This is a genomic window from Klebsiella sp. SYXHC3, assembly GCF_057196925.1.
This window is the reverse complement of record NZ_JBXUNG010000003.1, coordinates 138,126-157,741: the sequence shown is the minus strand read 5'-3', so window position 1 is coordinate 157,741 and position 19,616 is coordinate 138,126. Positions and strand designations below refer to the sequence as shown.

Below are 19,616 nucleotides of genomic sequence, written 5' to 3'. Positions count from 1 at the left end.
TTTCCAAAAGAATTAAATCTGGTACGCAAAATTGAAATTAAGCTTATACTTATCCACATCGAAATCATCCGGATAGAGAAAAGGTGTTGATAACGAAGCATCATACTCGACAGCTTTCACCGCGCCTTTAACTCCTAAGACTCCACCCATTATCCTTTTCCCACTCAGGTCTTGTGAAGGTAACTTACCAATTATTTGTCCATAATCTGTGCCAACATAAGGGGTGATACCGTCAAATCCAGTCACCACATTCAGGGTATTTTGTATAAAAAAACCTTTATTCCCATAGATACCATCGCTGTTTTGAAAACCACGTACACTCCAACGATCGCCTATTGTAAATTGATCCTGTAACGTCAAATTATCTGGTGAATACTGGGCACCAAAATTAAGTTCGTAATAGGCGTTGGCTGGCAACATCGTTAACCATTTCACATAGTTCAGATTAAGGTTTACAATTTGACTTTTCTTACTCACAGTGCCAGTACGCATGTCTGGTGTGTCAGTGCCACCAAAAGCCCTGGTAAACCGTTGCCAGGTTAAAGTAGAATCCAATGCAGCCCCAGTAAAGTTTCTTTTATAATTTAATCCTAACCGTATGTTACCCATATCTCGTTTTTGCAAAACTAGTTCTGTCCCACCCAATGTGTAGTCATATTTCCGTCTGATAAATTCAGCACTCGCAGACAATTTAGAGTTCACATTGCGGTATAGCATACGATTACCTTTGAGGCTGAAATACTCAGTCTCACCTACATAATCAAAAGTATATGTACCAACATCAATACCCTGAGTAGATTTACTTTTACTATAAAAAAGACTTAGATCGGTATATCCAAAAGGCACACTATAATAGGCACTAGCATTTTTATACCCACCGGTCTGGCTACCCGTCCCCGCCAGGTAAAAAACATCGCTCAAACTAGTGACATTATATAAATACCCCACTCCACCAATAAGTTGGTTTCCAGTGCTATCATCACCATAGTTATTGTACGAAGCTCTGGCACTCCATATTTTTTTTCGTTGCGTATTAATTACCAGCTTGCTCGTGCCATTTTTAGTACCTGGCACTATGTTAATTTTAACATCAACCTCAGGTGTTCTCTGTATATTTTCCAGGCCCTGCTCAACATCCCTGATATTGAGAATATCACCTTCTGAAAATGGCAAAACCCATTTACTTATATCGTTATCAACAATGACAATCTCAGAAATCCTTCCTGGTATCACTGCCAAACTTAATTTTTTAGTCAAGAGATCTTGAGATGGAATTTCCACCCTCGTTGTTATATACCCCGCATTTATATAGTAATCTTGAAAAAGCACAGCCGCTTTTTTCAACCCATTCATCCCTAAGCATTTTCCAGCAACCTGTTTTTTAATTTTATTTAATCCGCGGTCGTCTAAAAAATCATTGCTAAGCACTAATTCATCAATTTGAAAACACGGAGTTTCCAGCGGGAATGTGCTATCGGTTTCTTTTTTTGCGACGGCATCGGAGAACACATCCTTTTGTTCTATTTTTCGGTCTTTGAACGCAGCGTTATCATTGCTTTGCTGGTCTTTTACAAGCCGCCCTAACTGAGCATCAGCCGCTACTGCAGGGCCGGTAATCAACAATACCAGGCTAATAATTACTATATTGCGAATATCCATTTCATACCCTAATCAGGTAAAAGCAGTAATCCCTTACCGCTTTTACCTTCAACCTAAGTTATTTATTTACCTACAACGGTACCAAATACGTTTACAACATTAGCTGTAGTCTCAAATCCTTGAGCTCCACCTAATACAGCCCAGAAACCAGTGTTGACAATTTTCTTAGCATCGATTACCGCCTTACCCGCTGTATAAAGGTTGCCATAGTTGTAGATGTTATTACTTGCAGTGACATTCAACTGGCTATCAGCAACTAAATTAGCCCAGTTTGAGATATTTTTAGCTGTGACGTTAGTTGTTTTGGCAGAAATGTTTGCGCCAAGATTATTGGTCAAATCATTCGCCGTCGAAATGTTCAAAGTATTACCAGCAGCAATATCGCTGTTGTTAGTGATGGTTTTCCCGGTCAGGTTCAAGTCACCATCAGCATTAAAGGCGTGATTATTTGTCAAGTAACCGGAGGCATTAACCGTCAGATTACCTTTAGCATTCACCCATCCGGTGTTATTATAATCACCATTAATATTAATCAAGACGTCGCTATCTGAAGAGATGACTCCGTTAGCCGTATTCTTTGCAATGGAACCGCTTGCTTTTGATGACAATGAAGATGCATCAATTTGCATGTTACCAGAGCTATAAATAGTTGCGTAATCAGCAGCGATTTTCTTCGCAGCAATCGTCATCCCCCCTGAATTAGCAACAACCTGCCCTTTGTTACTTGCGAGATCGCCAGTCAGATTAATATTTACGTCACCGGTTTGCGCAATAATACGGCCAGATTCGTTATTCAGGCTCTTAGCCGTAATATCAACCCCTTCACCGCCAATTAGACCGCCTTGCTGATTCCCATAGCCGAAGTATTGCCCCACATAGAAACCAAATTTGTCACTGTCAGTACTGGTTATTTTACCAACCGCATTAAGCGCTAGTTTTTCATCCGCAACCATCATTGTATATTTCGCATCAATATCAGCGCCTGAATCAATACTGATATTTTTAGCTTTGATCACCGAACTGTCTGTACTGACTGTATCGGCTTTGATAGTTACGTCACCGTTCACGGAAGTTATTACGCCCAGACGGCTATAATAGTTGTTAAGATCGATATTAACACCCGCCCCGCCATTGATACCCGATTGACTGGTATTCATGTTGCGACCAGTAATTGACACAGTCTTACTGCTTTCAATTTTACCCATATAGTTATCAATATCACTGGTGGTTTGGATGCTCACATCACCATCTGAGGCAATTTCGCCAGCCCAGTTAAATAAGTAGTCAGCAGCAATCTCGATGCCATTACCTGAGACGATACCCAAGGATTCACCGCCCGTGGTATCGGCCGATTTGTTGTCGTTGTTTTTAACTGCTTTGGTTGTCGTTAATTTTACAGCACCAGCACTGGAGCGAATCAAACCAGTTACGTTTTCAATATTCCCCGTACTTTCAACTTCAACATTTCCAGTTGAATCAATAGTGCCGCCATTATTAGTTAACGATGTATTTTTCAGGCCAACATAGCCAGCATGAATCTGACCGTTGTTATTATTAAAATCACCTGATTCGATTGCAACGACACCCGCCTCAATACCCGCCGTTTTAGCTTTTCCGGTATTGGTAAAAGTATTACCGCTAGTATTGACAGCCAGCGTTTGTCCGGCAGCCAGTTTACCATTGCTATTATCGAATTTACCGCTGGTAATATAGTTATTAGTGGTTGCTAAAATATTGCCACCGTTGATATTACTAACTTTATTACCCGCGGTATCAATGGCGATCATTTTGTCGCTGTTGATTTTCCCTGCGCTATTTTCTAAAACACCGTTGGTGTTCAGGGTGATATCACCACTGGATTGAATAACCGCATTGTTGTTAAGCAGTTTACCGTTACTGGTAATCTTAATACCGCTATCCCCGGCAGAAATCGTCCCCAGATTACGCACGCCTACGCCATTTTCTGTGCTGACAAGACTAATTTTATTCGCATACATACCACCAAGCTTAGAAACATCCACGCCGTAGGTACTTGCGTTACCGGTAGGCGTTACGGAGTCGGTGACCACACCGTCGGCGTTGACCGCATTACTCCCTGCGACAATCTTAAGCTCACTGGCTGAAAGCGCACCATTCACAACGACACTACGCGCCAGAATTTCGGTCGGTGATTCGCTCTGAAAGCCACTTACATTAATCGTTCCGCCATTAACGGAATAGCCATTTAACAGCCCATCCTCACCTAATTTTGGCGTACCTGTCGTCAACGTCCCTTTTTCAGCGTTGATGAACCCGCCTCCCTGAGTCGTGATGCCATTAGGGTTGGCAATGATTAAGTGAGCGGAATCCCCGGCAACTTCCATCATGCCATTAATGGTACTCGCATTCGTTGAAGTCACTTCGTTAAGAATAACCATCGCGCTGCGGTCCGTAAGGTTCGGGTTGGCCGCAATCTGCCCAGCCAGCACGGACTGCGCCGCGCTTGTCGCGTTGTTAAAGATCACCCCTTCAGCGCCAACGTTCAGGGTGTCATATACGTTATGCGAAAGACCATTGCTATTCGGTTTCGCGATATTGACAATCGGCACACCATTTGAGGCTTCAGTAACGCTGCCATTTTTAATAGAAATTTCCGCTTGCGCCACTACAGGCATCAGCAGTAATAATGATGCCGCAATTGGGTTTAATTTCACGGACCTTTTTTTATTTTCGTGATATTTCATATGAACCTTTCTAAGATAGTATTGATTGAGTGCAGCCAGAAAGAATAACCTGCGCTTATGCAGCGATATTCACCCTGACTATTTTAAGTACGCGTCATGCGTACAAAATCCCTGTGAAAAGCACGTAAACTCATCAAACGTTATATGCAGTTCTATTCAACAAATTAATATTAAATAAGTTAAAAATTATATATTTCAGATCATTTACGCCGAATGCATATACCTACATGGCACAAAGAAAGTTGATTTAATTCATACGAAATATGAGACATCCCCTGTCCGTGCATCGAGCGTAATTCCTCGTTTAAGCGTTGTTGACTCATCATTTTTCAAGCGCTAAATCACCTGTTCTCGTGATGCGTAATAAATAATGCCACGTACAACACCATATCCTTACTCCGTTACAGTTTCCCCGATCAATATAATGAACAAAAAGTGAATTCTTTCTATACATATTCAATTTTCTTCACTTCATGATTGAGATCACGACCCTCGCCTCTTCTCTCCCAGGGATTATTCATCCTTCAACTTCATCATTCATGCGTGAATTCATCTTTATGAATTTGTATTTGAAAGCAGATGGGCACAATAAGCCTGCGGCGGGTAATGAAGCCGGCATGATGAAATGTCTTGTGAAAGATTAAAAAGAAGTTCAGAAGAGATAGGTTATGAGGACTTAATTTGCCGGAGAGAGGCTTAATGCCTTCTCCGGCCTGGATATCAACACAATGCCTGAATCGCTTTGCGTTTTAATCGCGGAAGTTTTTGAACTGGAATGGCTGGCCAAGATCGCCGCCGCGAACCAACGCCATAACCGACTGCAGATCGTCACGGGATTTGCCAGTGACGCGAATTTCTTCGCCCTGAATCTGCGTCTGTACTTTGAGTTTGCTGTCTTTAATCAGTTTAACGATTTTCTTCTGTATCGCGCTCTCAATACCCTGCTTCAGCTTAGCTTCAACAAACCAGGTTTTTCCGCTGTGTACGAAGTTTTCCGGCACGTCAAGCGAGCTTCCCTCAATACCGCGCTTGAGTAGCTTTGCACGCAGGATGTCCAACAGCTGATTGACCTGGAAATCAGACTCGCTCAGCACCTTGATGGTTTTACTGGTTTCGTTCAGCTCAAAGGTGGCTTCAACATTACGAAAATCAAATCGTGACTCGACTTCGCGGCTTGCGTTTTCGACCGCATTACGCGCTTCCTGAAGATCGACTTCAGAGACAATATCGAAAGATGGCATCTTTTCCTCTCCTTCCGTTTCTTTTGCGTTGCATAATACCCACAACGCGGCATAACTCAACTTGTTATCCCGGAAGCTTAGCTGATAACGCTATACTTTAGCTACAAGCGCCTGGGAAGTTGCAGGTGAGGAGGAATAATGAAAGTAACCGTACTGGGATGCGGTGCATTGGGGCAACTATGGTTAACCGCGCTGTATAAAAACGGACATGAGGTTCAGGGCTGGTTACGCGTCCCGCAACCATTTTGTAGCGTTAATCTCATTGAGACTGACGGTAGTAATTTCAACGAATCAATGACCGCTAACGATCCTGATTTTCTCGCCACCAGCGATTTACTACTGGTGACGCTAAAGGCATGGCAGGTTTCCCAGGCAGTGAGAAATCTGGCTGCTATCTTACCGGCTTCTGCGCCTATCTTGCTCATTCATAACGGCATGGGCACTCTTGATGAATTAAAAAGCGTTAAACACCCACTGCTGCTGGCGTCCACCACTCATGCCGCCCGCCGCGATGGCAACGTCATCATTCACGTCGCGCAGGGAACAACTCATATTGGACCAGCCAAAAGCTATAGCGAAGATTACAGCGGTCTCGCCGACATTCTGCAAAACGTCCTGCCGGATGTCGCCTGGCACGACAATATTCACCCTGCTCTTTGGAGTAAGCTGGCCGTCAACTGTGTGATTAATCCCCTGACTGCGCTGAAAGATTGTAGAAACGGCGATCTGCGAGATTTTCCGCAAGAGATCGGCGCAATCTGTCATGAAGTCGCAGCGGTAATGCAACGTGAAGGCATTCATACGTCGGCAGAAAACCTGTTATTGTATGTGAATCAGGTCATTGAAAGTACTGCAGATAATATTTCATCGATGTTGCAGGACATCCGCGCGCAGCGGCATACGGAAATCGACTATATCACCGGTTTTCTGCTTAATCGCGCCCGGGCCCACGGTCTGTCAGTGCCGGAAAATGCCCGTTTATTTGAACAGGTAAAGCGAAAGGAGAATATTTATGAGCGCGTCGGCACTGATTTGCCTCGCCCCTGGTAGCGAAGAGACCGAAGCGGTCACCACTATCGATTTATTAGCGCGCGGCGGTGTGAAAGTGACCACCGCCAGCGTCGCCAGTGATGGCAATCTAACGATTGTCTGCTCAAGAGGCGTGAAGCTCCTCGCGGATGCGCCGCTGGTCGAAGTCGCCGATGGCGATTTTGATATCATCGTTTTGCCTGGCGGAATTAAAGGCGCCGAGTGCTTCCGCGACAGCCCTTTGCTGGTAGAAACCGTAAGACAATTTCATTTATCCGGGCGCATCGTGGCGGCAATCTGTGCCGCGCCAGCGACCGTTCTGGTGCCACATAATCTGTTCCCTATCGGCAACATGACCGGTTTCCCGGCGCTAAAAGAGCATATCCCCGCCGAACAGTGGCAGGATAAACGCGTCGTCTGGGACCCAAGGGTTAATCTGTTAACCAGCCAGGGTCCGGGAACCTCTATTGATTTCGCGCTAAAAATGATTGACCTGCTGGTCGGTCGCGAAAAAGCGCACGAGGTGGCTTCGCAGTTGGTCATGGCTGCTGGCATCTATAATTACTACGAATCCTGATAGCCGGTCCGCGCAGCGGACTGGCCCCCCTGTATCTTGAGGAGCCGTAGCATGTCCCGTAGCGCAACCGATTCTCGTGACCTCGTCATTAGCCGCTGGCTCAGCGCGCCCACTTCAGCTCTCTGGCGCGCGTGGTCCGACCCGGCATTACTCAAAACCTGGTGGTGCCCGAAGCCATGGTATACCGACGTTCTGGCCTTTGATTTGCGTCCAGGTGGGGCTTTTCACACCGTGATGCACGGCCCTGACGGTGAACGTAGCGATAACCCCGGCTGCTTTCTTGAAGTCATTCCGCAGCAAAAATTAGTCATGACCTCAATGCTAACCGAGAACTTTCGGCCGGCCGTTACCCCTTTTGCTATGACGGCTATTATTACCTTTGCGGATGAAAACGACGGCTGTCGCTATACGGCTACGGTACTGCATGCAGATGATGAAACCCGTGAGCAACACGAAAAGATGGGATTTTTTGAAGGCTGGAATATCGTTATCGATCAGTTGAATGCCCTGGCGATGACGCTACGCTGATACGCCAGCCAATAGATGTAAAAAAGCCTTCTCTAAGGGAAGGCTTTTCATAAGTAGTACAGGCGAATTACGGACGATACACTTTCACGTTAGTAAAGCCCTGCTCACGCAGGTACAGCGCCTGCAGACGGCTCATTACGCCGCGCTCACACCACAACAGCCAGGTTTTGCTCTGATCGAGGTTGCCGAATTGGGTGCTCAGTTTATAGAACGGCAGCGAAACAACATCGACGCCTTCCACTTTCAATGGCTTATCATCCTGCTCATCGACAGAACGAATATCGAGAATCACGTCGTTCGCGCTGAAGCCGCTGACGGTTTCGACTTCCACCACGTCCTGCTGCGTTTGCTGAGCGATGTCGCGAATGTCGATGTTATTCGCTTCCTCAACCACTTTATCCAGAATGCTAAAATCGAAGTTTTCTTCTTCCGCTTCGATCTTCGCTTTTACCGCTTTTATGGTTGGGCTCTTCGAGATAACGCCGCAGTATTCCGGCATGGTGCGGGCAAAATCTTCAGTGCCGATTTCGCGCGCAAGATTGATAATGTGTTCTTTATCGTGAGAAATCAGCGGGCGCAGGATCAGCGTGTCTGAGACATTATCGATAAGACGCAGGTTAGTCAGCGTCTGGCTGGATACCTGGCCCAAGGCTTCGCCGGTCACCAGTGCCTGCACGCCATAACGCTCAGCGACTTTCGATGCCGCACGCACCATCATACGTTTGAGCACCACGCCCATCTGGCCATCCTCGACTTTCTCAAGGATTTCGCCAACCACAGGCTCGAAATTGATTGCCACGAAGCGAACGCGATGGGAGCTGCCGAAGCGGTTCCACAAATAGTGCGCCACCTGACGAACGCCAATTTCATGCGCGGCGCCGCCGAGGTTGAAGAAGCAGTAGTGTACGCGGCAGCCGCGACGCATCAGCATATAGCTGGAGACGCCGGAGTCGAAGCCGCCGGAAATAAGCGACAGCACATCTTCCTGAGTACCAATGGGGAAGCCGCCAATACCTTCATAGCGCCCTTTCACCAGCAACAGACGATCGTTTTCGATTTCCAGGTTAACCGTCACGTCCGGATCGGTGAGCTTCACGCGCGCCGATTCGATATGCTGGTTCAGGCCGCCGCCAACGTAGCGCTCAATCTCAATTGAGGTGAATTCATGTTTACCACGGCGCTTCACACGCACGCAGAAGCTTTTGCCTTCTAGCTGTTCGCGCCACAGCGGTAGCGTCTGTTCAAAAATGTTATGCAGAGAAGTAAAAGGTACGTCCTCCACTTCCAGAATATGATGAATGCCAGGGATACGGGTCAGCGCATCGCGAATAACCGGCCGCTGGTTTTCGTCTTTCGCGCGAACTTCGATATGATCCCAATGACGAACGACGGCGAGCGTCTCATCATAGTTTTTGAGAACGTTACGAATGTTCCCGGTTAAGATTTTAATAAAGCGCAACCGCACAGATTGGCTTTTGATGGTGATTTCCGGGAACAATTTAATGATAAACTTCATGGCGACAATAGTTCGTTGGCAAGCCCGACGGGGCTTTAAGCAAAAAAGTTGTACAGGCGCGATTCAGCGTCTGCATCCAGGGCGCGGAGTATACCATCATTGTTCGCTTTTCGCCTGGCATTGCGCATTTTCGCAAAAATGTATCCGTAGGGTGAATGCCGCGAGTTTGCTTAACCGCCCGACTCCGTTACCATACTGATAGCCATCGAGACATAACAAGAGTCTATATTCACTATGCCAAAGAAAAATGAGGCCCCGGCCAGCTTTGAGAGCGCTTTAGGCGAACTCGAGCAGATCGTTAATCGTCTGGAAAGCGGCTCACTACCGCTGGAAGAAGCGCTCAGCGAATTTGAACGCGGCGTGCAGCTCGCGCGCCAGGGCCAGACGAAACTGCAACAGGCCGAGCAGCGTGTCCAAATCCTGCTAGCCGATAGCGAAGATGCGCCGTTGACTCCCTTTACGCCGGACGCTGAATAAATGGACTTCCCGCAACAATTACAGACCTGTGTCACCCAGGCCAATGACGCGCTGCGCCGCTTTATCTCTCCGCTGCCATTTCAGAACACTCCGCTGGTTGAAGCCATGCACTATGGCGCATTATTAGGCGGCAAACGCCTGCGTCCTTTCCTGGTTTACGCCACCGGCGAGATGTTCGGCGTTAGCCGTTCCACACTGGATGCCCCAGCCGCTGCCGTCGAATGCATTCATGCCTACTCGCTGATGCATGACGATCTGCCGGCGATGGACGACGACGATCTGCGCCGCGGTCAACCCACGTGCCACATCAAGTTTGGCGAAGCGAACGCTATTCTTGCCGGTGACGCCCTGCAAACGCTGGCATTTTCTATACTGAGTGATACGCCGATGCCGGAAGTACCGGATCGCGACCGTCTGGCGATGGTTTCCGAACTGGCCCAGGCCAGCGGCGTCGCCGGAATGTGCGGCGGTCAGGCGTTGGATCTCGAGGCGGAAGGCAAGCAGGTCGATCTACAGGCGCTGGAGCGAATTCACCGCCATAAGACCGGAGCGCTTATTCGCGCGGCGGTTCGTCTTGGAGCGCTGAGCGCCGGCGAACGTGGCCGTCAGGCGCTACCAGCACTCGATCGCTTTGCGGAGAATATCGGTCTCGCCTTCCAGGTGCAGGATGACATTCTGGATGTGGTAGGTGATACTGCGACTCTTGGCAAACGTCAGGGTGCCGACCAACAGTTAGGCAAAAGTACCTATCCGGCGCTTTTGGGTCTTGAGCAAGCCCAGCAGAAAGCGCGCGATCTGATTGCCGATGCCCGCCAGGCTTTAGATGAACTGGCTGCGCAATCGCTGGATACCACGGCACTGGAAGCGCTCGCGAATTACATTATTCAGCGCGATAAATAAACAATAAATGAGTCTCTGATGAGTTTTGATATTGCCAAATACCCAACCCTGGCGCTGGTAGATTCCACCCAGGAGTTGCGCCTGCTGCCAAAAGATAGCCTGCCCAAGCTTTGCGATGAGCTGCGCCGCTATCTTCTGGACAGCGTGAGCCGCTCAAGCGGCCATTTTGCCTCTGGCCTTGGCACGGTTGAACTGACCGTGGCGCTGCACTATGTCTACAACACGCCGTTCGACCGCTTAATTTGGGATGTCGGCCACCAGGCTTACCCGCACAAAATTCTCACTGGCCGCCGCGACAAAATCGGCACTATCCGCCAGAAAGGCGGGCTGCATCCGTTCCCGTGGCGCGGCGAAAGCGAATATGACGTACTGAGCGTTGGCCACTCTTCTACCTCTATCTCCGCGGGTATTGGGGTCGCTATTGCCGCCGAAAAAGAAGGCAAACAGCGGCGCACCGTTTGCGTCATCGGCGATGGGGCTATCACCGCCGGGATGGCGTTTGAGGCGATGAACCACGCGGGGGATATCAAACCAGACATGCTGGTGGTGCTGAACGACAATGAAATGTCGATTTCAGAAAACGTCGGGGCGCTGAATAATCACCTGGCGCAGCTGCTGTCCGGCAAGCTGTATTCCTCGCTGCGTGAAGGCGGCAAAAAAGTCTTCTCCGGCGTACCGCCGATTAAAGAACTGCTTAAACGTACCGAAGAGCATATTAAAGGTATGGTGGTGCCCGGCACGCTGTTTGAAGAGATGGGCTTTAACTACATCGGCCCGGTAGATGGCCACGATGTGCTGGGTCTGGTTAATACGCTGAAGAATATGCGCGACCTGAAAGGGCCGCAGTTCCTGCATATCATGACCAAAAAAGGCCGTGGATATGAACCGGCGGAAAAAGATCCCATCACCTTCCACGCGGTACCGAAATTCGATCACACCAGCGGCGTGCTGCCGAAAAGCAGCGGCGGCCTGCCTTCCTATTCGAAAATATTTGGCGACTGGCTGTGCGAAACCGCGGCCAAAGACGACAAACTGATGGCCGTCACCCCGGCGATGCGTGAAGGATCCGGGATGGTCGAGTTCTCGAAAAAATTCCCCGATCGCTATTTCGATGTCGCGATTGCCGAACAGCACGCGGTGACCTTTGCCGCCGGGATGGCGATTGGCGGCTATAAGCCGATCGTGGCGATCTATTCCACCTTCCTGCAGCGCGCTTACGATCAGGTGATCCATGACGTCGCCATTCAAAAGCTGCCGGTGCTGTTTGCAATCGATCGTGCGGGCATCGTCGGCGCCGACGGTCAGACCCACCAGGGAGCGTTCGATCTCTCCTTCCTGCGCTGCATTCCGGAAATGGTGATCATGACCCCGAGCGACGAAAATGAATGTCGCCAGATGCTCTACACCGGATACCACTATAACGATGGCCCTAGCGCGGTACGCTATCCGCGCGGCACAGGTACCGGCGCGGAACTGGAACCACTGGCGCCGCTGCCGCTCGGGAAAGGCGTGGTGAAAAGAAACGGCGAGAAGCTGGCGATCCTTAACTTCGGGACTTTACTGCCGGAAGCCGCTCAGGTCGCGGAAAAACTCAATGCGACGCTGGTCGATATGCGCTTTGTGAAGCCGCTTGATGAGGCGCTTATCCTGCAGCTTGCCGCCGATCACGAGGTGCTGGTCACCCTTGAAGAGAACGCCATCATGGGCGGGGCAGGCAGCGGCGTAAACGAGCTGTTGATGGCCCACCGTCGCGCGGTGCCGGTGCTGAATATCGGTCTGCCGGACTTCTTTATCCCGCAGGGGACTCAGGAAGAAGTTCGCGCCGACCTCGGCCTGGATGCCGCCGGGATCGAAACCAAAATCCGCGACTGGTTGGCATAATTGCCCATACCGCTCCTGCTATGCTTAAAGGATACCTTTTAAAGTAGCAGGAGCGTCTTATGCACTACATTCCTCTTGGCGATACCCATCTTCGCGTTTCCCGACTCTGTCTCGGCTGCATGACCTTCGGCGAACCTGACCGCGGCAATCATGCCTGGACGCTGCCAGAAGAGAGTAGCCGTCCGCTGATTAAACGTGCGCTGGAAGGCGGAATTAACTTCTTCGATACCTCGAACAACTACTCCGACGGCAGCAGCGAAGAGATCCTCGGCCGCGCGCTGCGGGAGTACGCTCGCCGCGATTCGGTGATCGTCGCCACCAAAGTTTATCATCAGGTCGGCGATCTGCCGCAGGGGCTGTCTCGCGCGCAAATCATGCGCTCCATTGACGATAGCCTGCGTCGTCTGGGAATGGACTATGTCGACCTGTTGCAGATCCACCGCTGGGATTACTCCACGCCCATCGAAGAGACGCTGGAGGCGCTCAGCGACGTCGTACGCGCCGGGAAAGCGCGCTATATCGGCGCATCATCAATGCATGCCCGCCAGTTCGCCCAGGCGCTCGCCCTGCAGGAACAGAACAATTGGGCGCGCTTCGTCACCATGCAGGATCACTACAACCTGATTTATCGCGAAGAAGAAAACGAGATGCTGCCGCTATGCCAGCGCAAAGGGATTGCGGTCATGCCGTGGAGCCCGTTGGCGCGCGGCCGACTAACACGACCATGGGGAGAAACCACCGCGCGTCTCGTCTCCGATGAATTCGGCAAATCGCTGTATAGCGCCACCGACGCCAATGATGAGCAGATAGCACAGAAGCTGGAGGAGGTGGCTGAAGAATTAGATGCCAACCGCGCGCAGGTGGCGCTGGCCTGGCTATTAAGCAAGCCCGGCGTGGCTGCGCCGATTATTGGCGCCTCGCGGCAGGAACAGCTGGATGAGCTCCTGCATGCCGTCGATTTAACCCTGACGCCAGAACAGATCGACAAGCTGGAGGCGCCCTATCGGCCCCACCCAATCGTCGGCTTCAAGTAACGCCGCAATTTAAACCCCGGCCGAGCCGGGGCGTAGATTTAGAGTAGACCTATCGGCCAGTGGTGGCCAATCAGATACAGTACGCCGGCGGAGATCACCCCGGCGACGATATCGTCGACCATGATCCCCATTCCACCATGGATGTTGCGGTCGAACCAACGAATTGGCCACGGCTTCCACATATCAAAGATGCGGAAAATAACGAAACCGGCGGCCACCCACTGCCAGTCCATCGTCGGTAACGCCATCAAAGTGATCCACATCCCGACAAACTCATCCCAAACGATGCTGCCGTGGTCATGAGTGCCCATATCCTTAGCCGTACGGTGACAAAGATAGACGCCGATACAGATGCTCATCATCACCACCAGCGAATAGAGCTGCCAGGGAAGAAAGGTCATCAGATACCACAACGGAATCGCCGCCAGAGACCCCATCGTTCCCGGCACCACCGGGCTCAGCCCACTGCCGAACCCGGTCGCCAGCAGATGCCAGGGATTGCGCATATTGAGGCGGCTTTTCGCCTCGTCTCTACTGCGTGCCAAAATGATCGTACCCCTTTAAATCCAATTTAATCGGCTTACCCTCACGGGTAAACTGCAGTCCATCCGCTTCCGCCACGATCTGGCCGATACAGGTAAAGCGTGCGCCAAGCTGACCAATCGCGACATCCAACGCTCCGCGGTTCAGCTCGGGAACGGTAAAGCACAATTCATAATCTTCGCCGCCAGCGAGCGCCCAGCGTAGCGCCTGTTCAGGATCAACCTGGCGCAGCATGGCATCGGAATACGGCATCGCATCGAGATCGATACGCGCGCCGCAGGCGCTGGCCTTGAGAATATGACCAAGGTCAGAGATAAGACCGTCAGAGAGATCGATCGCTGAATTAGCCAGATCGCGCAGCGCCTGCCCCTGCAGCACGCGGGGCATTGGACGCAAATGGCGCGCCAGCAGATAATCGGCATCCGCTGGCGAATCAACCGTTAGCCGGTCCTGTAAAAGCGCCAGCCCGGCGGCGCTATCACCGGGCGTGCCGGTGACATAAATCCAGTCGCCAGGCCTGGCCCCGGAACGCTTCATCGCGCGGCCCGGCGGCACAAAGCCGTGGATACCCAGCGTCATCGACAGCGGCCCACGGGTGGTGTCGCCGCCGATCAGCTGCATATCGTAATAGTTAAGCTGGACAAACAGACCGTCGCTAAAGGCTTCAAGCCACGCTTCGTCTGCTTCCGGCAAAGTGAGGGCCAGCGTCAACCATGCCGGTTCCGCCCCCATCGCCGCCAAATCGCTCAGGTTCACCGCCAGCGCTTTATACGCCAGGTCAGCAGGGTCGATGTCGGCTAAAAAGTGGTTGCCCGCCACCAGGGTGTCGGTGCTGATTGCCAGCGTTTTTTTCTCGGGGATATTCAGGAGCGCGCAGTCATCGCCGATGCCGGTTTCAACATCAAGGCGGGCGCTTTTAACGCGATCAAAATAACGGGCAATCAGGGAAAATTCGCCGCATGCCATACGTTATGCCTCAGCAAAGAAAAGAATAAGGCCGGGTTCGCAGGATCAGATCCTGCAAAGCCCGGCCTGCAGTTTACTTTTTGCGGGGACGGATTACCGGGGCCGCTTTATCCAGCACGCCGTTGACGAACTTGTGGCTATCTTCAGCGCCGAAGGTTTTCGCCAGCTCGATAGCTTCGTTGATAGCCACTTTGTACGGCACGTCGTCACGCTTCGACAGCTCAAACAGCGCAATACGCAGTACCGCTTTTTCTACCTGCCCCAGCTCTTCCAGCTGACGTGACAGGTATGGCTTCATCAGACCGTCGAGATACGCGCTGTTAGTCGCCACTCCGGACAGCAGTTCACGGAAATACAGAACGTCTACATCTTTTACATCCTGTTCCGCCAGGAACTGGTATTCAACATCAGCGATGTCGTTCTGGGACAACTGCCAGGAGTAGAGCGCCTGGACGGCACACTCACGGGCGCGGCGACGAGCAGCAGGTTTCACGGAATTCCCCTTACAAAAAATCAGGCCTTGATGGCTTTCAATACGTTAATCATTTCCAGCGCGGTCAGCGCGGCTTCTGCGCCTTTGTTACCGGCTTTGGTGCCAGCGCGTTCGATGGCTTGTTCAATACTTTCAGTCGTCAGAACACCGAAGGCTACCGGGATTTCACTGTCCTGAGCGACGTGCGCCAGGCCATTGCTTGCACCGCCAGCCACATATTCAAAGTGGGCGGTACCGCCGCGAATCACCGTACCCAGCGCGATTACCGCGTCATATTTACCGGTTTTTGCCAGTGCGCCAGCCGCCAACGGCAGCTCATACGCGCCTGGTACCCAAACAACGGTGATGTTTTCGTCTTTTACCTGACCAATGCGCTTGAGGGCGTCAATCGCGCCTTCCAGCAGGCTGTCATTGATAAAGTTGTTGAAACGCGCAATGGTGATGGCGACGCGAGCGTCCGGGGTAGCAACGTTAGCTTCAATAATGTTCATACTCTTCCTTCGGGTTCATGTGCCCCGCAAGGGGGGCGGATTTTATCATAATATTCTGGGCGCTGCTTCCTAATATTAGGAATACATCACGCAGTCGTTAAATGCAGGCAGACATCGGGCCCGACCTGACGTATCTCGTTGAATTTGAAATGGGGGGCCTGGCTCAGTTTCTCAAGCCCCGGCAGCGCGCATAAACCGCGCGCGTCACTGCCTAACAGTTTAGGCGCAATATAGACGATAAGCTCATCCACCAGCCCGGCCTGTAGCAAAGCGCCGGCCAGCGTCGGCCCCGCTTCCACCCAAATGCTGTTCACCTGCTGTTTACCGAGCTGCATCATTAGCAACACGAGGTCGAGATGGCCGTTATGCTCCGGCACCAGCAGGGTACGCACGTTGTCAGGCCAGGCACGTTCATCGACATGGGTGCGAGCGAACAGGGTTTCACCTTGCTGCTGGATAATTCGATGCTCCGGCGTGACGCGGTTTTGGCTATCGATGACGATACGCAGCGGCTGACGCAGGTTCTCCTGCGGATAGAGCGCCTGCGTATCGGCGCTCAGCTCCTGCCAGCGCACGGTCAGCGCCGGATCGTCCGCCAGCACGGTCCCGCTGCTGGTGAGAATAGCGTGGCTCTGCGCGCGCAGGCGCTGCACGTCGCGTCGCGCCTGCGGCGAGGTGATCCACTGGCTTTCGCCGCTGGCCATCGCCGTACGGCCATCAAGCGAAGCGCCCATCTTCAGTTGGATCCACGGAAAACCGGTGCGCATCCGCTTCAGAAAACCTTTATTCAGCGCTTCCGCTTCATTCATCATCAGCCCATGGCTGACGTCAATGCCGGCCTGCTGCAGGCGGTACAGGCCGCGACCGGCCACCTGTGGATTCGGGTCCTGCATTGCCGCTACCACGCGAGCCACGCCTGCGGCGATCAGCGCGTCGCAGCACGGCGGCGTGCGACCATGGTGGCTACAGGGCTCCAGGGTGACGTAGGCGGTCGCGCCTTTGGCTTTATCGCCGGCCATACGCAGCGCGTGCACTTCGGCGTGCGGCTCGCCGGCCCGATAGTGGAAGCCCTCGCCGACGATCTCGCCGTCTTTTACAATCACACAGCCGACGTTGGGATTAGGATGGGTAGTAAAGCGTCCGCGCGCGGCAAGCTTCAGCGCTCGCGCCATGTACATTTCGTCCTGCATGGCTTAGTCCTGTAAACGGGCGATTTCTTCGCCGAACTCTTTAATATCTTCGAAACTGCGATAGACGGAAGCGAAGCGAATATAGGCGACCTTATCGAGCTTCTTCAGCTGCTCCATCACCAGATTACCTATCATTTTACTCGCGACTTCACGCTCACCGGTGCCGCGCAGATGGGTTTTAATGTGATTTACCGCCATTTCGACGTCATCGGCGCTGACTGGGCGCTTTTCAAGCGCTTTCAACATCCCGCTACGCAGCTTGTCTTCGTTGAAAGGTTCGCGCACGTCGTTGCTTTTTACCACCCGCGGCATTACCAGCTCAGCCACTTCAAAAGTGGTAAAGCGTTCATTGCAGACCAGACACTGCCGACGACGACGCACGGAGGAGCCTTCGCCGACCAGGCGAGAATCGATGACTTTGGTATCCACGGCGAAACAGAAAGGGCAATGCATGGCGCGTCCTGACAGGTAGTTAATCTGAAGGATAGTTTACCCTGAAGTCAGCGGACTACAAAGAAAGAGCTTTTGAGACAAAGGATCTATGGTAGGTCAATTCAGTTTAGCTACCATTAATCATCCTCTGTAAACGGAATCCTGACCATGACAAGACGTTACCTACAACTGGCTATCATCAGCAGCCTGTTCACCCTTACCGCCTGCGCCCAGCAAAGCGAAGTTCGTCAGATGAACGAGAGCGTCAGTACGCTGAGCAAAGAGATGACCCAACTGAATCAGCAAACGATAAAAATCACCCAGCAAAACGCACTGAATGCTAAATCAACCCGCGGCGTTTATCTGCTGCCGGAGGCCAAAACCCCCGCGCGGCTGGAGAGCCAGATCGGCACCCTGCGCATGTCAGTGGGTAGCATTACGCCAGATGGCGACGGTTCGCGCCTGACCTTACGCATCCAGGGCGAGTCTAACGATCCGCTCCCGGCCTTCACCGCGACCGTCGCTTCCGGACAGATTACCGGCACCACCCACAGCTATCAGGAAGTCAACGTCCAGGATCAGCTGATTAGCGCCCCGGCCAGCATCCTGGCGCCCAGCGATGTGGATATCCCGCTGCGCCTGAATGTGACGCCTGATAAAGTCGGCTTTATTCATATCCACGATATCCAACCCGCCAGCGCGCAGTAAGCGCTCACGCCGGGCAAAACGGCCCGGCGCCCGCTTTTCATCTATCGAAGTTATCCATTTACAACTTTTCATAAGAGTTCATTAGAAATCGCTCCTGAAGGCGATTTTCAGTAGCATTTTGTCAAGAAATGCATAGAATCGTGAACGCAATCGATTACGCATGTTCTGGTTATGTGAAACAACACGTATTTTTGTGAGCAATGATTTCTATAATAGACCCCCACAGAAAGACGAAATATTTAGCAACGCTTCGGCAATTTTCTTAACGCCTTTTGGCTTAATTTAAACAGTGGCATCAACATGAAAAAAACATTACTGGCAGCGAGCGCTGTTGTGGCGCTTTCCGCTTCTTTCACCGCTGGCGCGGCAGAAACTGAAAAACCGCAGTACCTGTCTGATTGGTGGCACCAGAGTGTGAACGTGGTCGGTAGCTACCACACTCGTTTTGGACCGCAGATCCGTAACGATACCTATCTGGAATACGAAGCGTTTGCTAAAAAAGATTGGTTTGATTTCTACGGCTATATTGATGCGCCGGTCTTCTTCGGCGGCAACAGCACGGCGAAAGGTATCTGGAACAAAGGCTCCCCGCTGTTTATGGAGATCGAACCGCGTTTCTCTATCGACAAGCTGACCAACACCGACCTGAGCTTCGGGCCGTTCAAAGAGTGGTACTTCGCGAACAACTATATCTACGATATGGGCCGCAACGACTCTCAGGAGCAGAGCACCTGGTATATGGGTCTGGGTACCGACATCGATACCGGTCTGCCGATGAGCCTGTCGCTGAATATCTATGCTAAATACCAGTGGCAGAACTACGGCGCCTCCAACGAAAACGAGTGGGACGGCTACCGCTTCAAGGTGAAATACTTCGTTCCGCTGACCGACCTGTGGGGCGGTTCGCTGAGCTATATTGGCTTCACCAACTTCGACTGGGGTTCTGACCTTGGCGACGACAACTTCTACGATATGAACGGTAAGCACGCGCGTACCAGCAACTCTATCGCGTCCAGCCACATCCTGGCGCTGAACTATGCGCACTGGCACTACTCTATCGTCGCGCGTTACTTCCATAACGGCGGCCAGTGGGCTGATGATGCTAAGCTGAACTTCGGCGACGGCGACTTCAGCGTTCGCTCTACCGGCTGGGGTGGCTACTTCGTTGTCGGTTACAACTTCTAATTGCTGATACAGCAAGACAGCGCCCGGGACGCGTTTTACGCTT

Annotated in this window: 19 protein-coding genes; 9 read left to right on the top strand and 10 right to left on the bottom strand. The window is 51.6% G+C overall.

Annotated features, from left to right (window positions below; translation table 11 throughout):
- Positions 1–12 precede the first annotated feature (12 nt).
- From AC2CGP_RS10275 to AC2CGP_RS10265, 3 genes are all read right to left on the bottom strand, one after another.
- Positions 13–1,659 (bottom strand): ShlB/FhaC/HecB family hemolysin secretion/activation protein, encoded by a 1,647-nt coding sequence (locus AC2CGP_RS10275; RefSeq protein ID WP_020079488.1) that lies wholly within the window; start codon positions 1,657–1,659, stop codon positions 13–15.
- 62 nt (positions 1,660–1,721) lie between these two features.
- Positions 1,722–4,382 (bottom strand): two-partner secretion domain-containing protein, encoded by a 2,661-nt coding sequence (locus AC2CGP_RS10270; RefSeq protein ID WP_020079489.1) that lies wholly within the window; start codon positions 4,380–4,382, stop codon positions 1,722–1,724.
- Positions 4,383–5,131: 749 nt separating this feature from the next.
- Positions 5,132–5,623, bottom strand: coding sequence for a YajQ family cyclic di-GMP-binding protein (locus tag AC2CGP_RS10265; protein WP_015367982.1), 492 nt, complete (start codon positions 5,621–5,623; stop codon positions 5,132–5,134).
- 138 nt (positions 5,624–5,761) lie between these two features.
- Here AC2CGP_RS10265 and panE point away from each other — a divergent pair, with 138 nt between their 5' ends.
- Genes panE through AC2CGP_RS10250 form a run of 3 tightly spaced genes read left to right on the top strand, consistent with a single transcriptional unit; the run spans position 5,762 to position 7,757 of the window.
- Positions 5,762–6,673: a 2-dehydropantoate 2-reductase gene (panE, locus tag AC2CGP_RS10260; protein ID WP_020079491.1), complete on the top strand. Its 912-nt coding sequence runs from the start codon at positions 5,762–5,764 to the stop codon at positions 6,671–6,673.
- Positions 6,636–7,229, top strand: coding sequence for a protein deglycase YajL (yajL, locus tag AC2CGP_RS10255; RefSeq protein ID WP_020079492.1), 594 nt, complete (start codon positions 6,636–6,638; stop codon positions 7,227–7,229). Before panE ends, yajL begins: the two co-directional genes overlap by 38 nt.
- 51 nt (positions 7,230–7,280) lie before the next feature.
- Positions 7,281–7,757 carry an SRPBCC family protein gene (locus AC2CGP_RS10250; RefSeq protein WP_020079493.1) on the top strand — a complete coding sequence of 159 codons (477 nt, stop codon included), beginning with the start codon at positions 7,281–7,283 and terminating at the stop codon, positions 7,755–7,757.
- A gap of 67 nt (positions 7,758–7,824) precedes the next feature.
- Here the strand turns inward: AC2CGP_RS10250 and thiI are convergent, their stop codons facing one another.
- Complete coding sequence (thiI, locus tag AC2CGP_RS10245; protein ID WP_020079494.1) at positions 7,825–9,273, bottom strand: tRNA uracil 4-sulfurtransferase ThiI; 1,449 nt, start codon at positions 9,271–9,273, stop codon at positions 7,825–7,827.
- A gap of 234 nt (positions 9,274–9,507) precedes the next feature.
- On the opposite strand from thiI, the gene xseB reads away from it, so the two are divergent.
- The 4 genes from xseB to AC2CGP_RS10225 are packed head-to-tail and all read left to right on the top strand — an operon-like array spanning position 9,508 to position 13,565.
- Positions 9,508–9,750, top strand: a complete 243-nt coding sequence (xseB, locus tag AC2CGP_RS10240) for an exodeoxyribonuclease VII small subunit (protein WP_015367987.1) — start codon at positions 9,508–9,510, stop codon at positions 9,748–9,750.
- On the top strand, positions 9,751–10,650 hold the full coding sequence (gene ispA / locus AC2CGP_RS10235; protein WP_015367988.1) for a (2E,6E)-farnesyl diphosphate synthase: 900 nt from the start codon (positions 9,751–9,753) through the stop codon (positions 10,648–10,650).
- A gap of 18 nt (positions 10,651–10,668) precedes the next feature.
- The gene (gene dxs, locus AC2CGP_RS10230; protein WP_020079495.1) at positions 10,669–12,531 is read left to right on the top strand and encodes a 1-deoxy-D-xylulose-5-phosphate synthase; all 1,863 of its coding nucleotides are present in this window, start codon (positions 10,669–10,671) and stop codon (positions 12,529–12,531) included.
- A 59-nt stretch (positions 12,532–12,590) separates the two neighbouring features.
- Positions 12,591–13,565: an aldo/keto reductase gene (locus AC2CGP_RS10225; protein ID WP_020079496.1), complete on the top strand. Its 975-nt coding sequence runs from the start codon at positions 12,591–12,593 to the stop codon at positions 13,563–13,565.
- Positions 13,566–13,603: 38 nt separating this feature from the next.
- Here AC2CGP_RS10225 and pgpA read toward each other — a convergent pair whose 3' ends face one another.
- The 6 genes from pgpA to nrdR form a co-directional block, all read right to left on the bottom strand.
- Positions 13,604–14,116 carry a phosphatidylglycerophosphatase A gene (gene pgpA, locus AC2CGP_RS10220; RefSeq protein ID WP_259678478.1) on the bottom strand — a complete coding sequence of 171 codons (513 nt, stop codon included), beginning with the start codon at positions 14,114–14,116 and terminating at the stop codon, positions 13,604–13,606.
- Entirely contained in the window at positions 14,097–15,074 is a 978-nt protein-coding gene (thiL, locus tag AC2CGP_RS10215) for a thiamine-phosphate kinase (protein WP_020079498.1), read from the bottom strand. The genes pgpA and thiL overlap by 20 nt, the downstream gene beginning before the upstream one ends.
- Before the next feature lie 73 nt (positions 15,075–15,147).
- Complete coding sequence (nusB, locus tag AC2CGP_RS10210; protein ID WP_015367993.1) at positions 15,148–15,567, bottom strand: transcription antitermination factor NusB; 420 nt, start codon at positions 15,565–15,567, stop codon at positions 15,148–15,150.
- Between the two features lie 20 nt (positions 15,568–15,587).
- Positions 15,588–16,058, bottom strand: coding sequence for a 6,7-dimethyl-8-ribityllumazine synthase (gene ribH, locus AC2CGP_RS10205; RefSeq protein ID WP_001021161.1), 471 nt, complete (start codon positions 16,056–16,058; stop codon positions 15,588–15,590).
- 86 nt (positions 16,059–16,144) lie between these two features.
- Entirely contained in the window at positions 16,145–17,248 is a 1,104-nt protein-coding gene (gene ribD, locus AC2CGP_RS10200; RefSeq protein ID WP_020079499.1) for a bifunctional diaminohydroxyphosphoribosylaminopyrimidine deaminase/5-amino-6-(5-phosphoribosylamino)uracil reductase RibD, read from the bottom strand.
- A 3-nt stretch (positions 17,249–17,251) separates the two neighbouring features.
- Positions 17,252–17,701: a transcriptional regulator NrdR gene (nrdR, locus tag AC2CGP_RS10195; RefSeq protein WP_002890417.1), complete on the bottom strand. Its 450-nt coding sequence runs from the start codon at positions 17,699–17,701 to the stop codon at positions 17,252–17,254.
- 147 nt (positions 17,702–17,848) lie between these two features.
- On the opposite strand from nrdR, the gene AC2CGP_RS10190 reads away from it, so the two are divergent.
- Both AC2CGP_RS10190 and AC2CGP_RS10185 read left to right on the top strand, forming a co-directional pair.
- Positions 17,849–18,388 carry a SadB/YajI family lipoprotein gene (locus AC2CGP_RS10190; RefSeq protein ID WP_484502333.1) on the top strand — a complete coding sequence of 180 codons (540 nt, stop codon included), beginning with the start codon at positions 17,849–17,851 and terminating at the stop codon, positions 18,386–18,388.
- Positions 18,389–18,688: 300 nt separating this feature from the next.
- Complete coding sequence (locus AC2CGP_RS10185; RefSeq protein WP_015367996.1) at positions 18,689–19,573, top strand: nucleoside-specific channel-forming protein Tsx; 885 nt, start codon at positions 18,689–18,691, stop codon at positions 19,571–19,573.
- Positions 19,574–19,616: the final 43 nt, after the last annotated feature.

Excerpts from the sequence above, each read along its gene's own strand:
- AC2CGP_RS10275 (WP_020079488.1), bottom strand. The coding sequence starts at position 1,659 with ATGGATATTCGCAATATAGTAATTATTAGCCTGGTATTGTTGATTACC.
- AC2CGP_RS10270 (WP_020079489.1), bottom strand. The coding sequence starts at position 4,382 with ATGAAATATCACGAAAATAAAAAAAGGTCCGTGAAATTAAACCCAATT.
- AC2CGP_RS10265 (WP_015367982.1), bottom strand. The coding sequence starts at position 5,623 with ATGCCATCTTTCGATATTGTCTCTGAAGTCGATCTTCAGGAAGCGCGT.
- panE (WP_020079491.1), top strand. The coding sequence starts at position 5,762 with ATGAAAGTAACCGTACTGGGATGCGGTGCATTGGGGCAACTATGGTTA.
- yajL (WP_020079492.1), top strand. The coding sequence starts at position 6,636 with ATGAGCGCGTCGGCACTGATTTGCCTCGCCCCTGGTAGCGAAGAGACC.
- AC2CGP_RS10250 (WP_020079493.1), top strand. The coding sequence starts at position 7,281 with ATGTCCCGTAGCGCAACCGATTCTCGTGACCTCGTCATTAGCCGCTGG.
- thiI (WP_020079494.1), bottom strand. The coding sequence starts at position 9,273 with ATGAAGTTTATCATTAAATTGTTCCCGGAAATCACCATCAAAAGCCAA.
- xseB (WP_015367987.1), top strand. The coding sequence starts at position 9,508 with ATGCCAAAGAAAAATGAGGCCCCGGCCAGCTTTGAGAGCGCTTTAGGC.
- ispA (WP_015367988.1), top strand. The coding sequence starts at position 9,751 with ATGGACTTCCCGCAACAATTACAGACCTGTGTCACCCAGGCCAATGAC.
- dxs (WP_020079495.1), top strand. The coding sequence starts at position 10,669 with ATGAGTTTTGATATTGCCAAATACCCAACCCTGGCGCTGGTAGATTCC.
- AC2CGP_RS10225 (WP_020079496.1), top strand. The coding sequence starts at position 12,591 with ATGCACTACATTCCTCTTGGCGATACCCATCTTCGCGTTTCCCGACTC.
- thiL (WP_020079498.1), bottom strand. The coding sequence starts at position 15,074 with ATGGCATGCGGCGAATTTTCCCTGATTGCCCGTTATTTTGATCGCGTT.
- ribH (WP_001021161.1), bottom strand. The coding sequence starts at position 16,058 with ATGAACATTATTGAAGCTAACGTTGCTACCCCGGACGCTCGCGTCGCC.
- ribD (WP_020079499.1), bottom strand. The coding sequence starts at position 17,248 with ATGCAGGACGAAATGTACATGGCGCGAGCGCTGAAGCTTGCCGCGCGC.
- nrdR (WP_002890417.1), bottom strand. The coding sequence starts at position 17,701 with ATGCATTGCCCTTTCTGTTTCGCCGTGGATACCAAAGTCATCGATTCT.
- AC2CGP_RS10190 (WP_484502333.1), top strand. The coding sequence starts at position 17,849 with ATGACAAGACGTTACCTACAACTGGCTATCATCAGCAGCCTGTTCACC.
- AC2CGP_RS10185 (WP_015367996.1), top strand. The coding sequence starts at position 18,689 with ATGAAAAAAACATTACTGGCAGCGAGCGCTGTTGTGGCGCTTTCCGCT.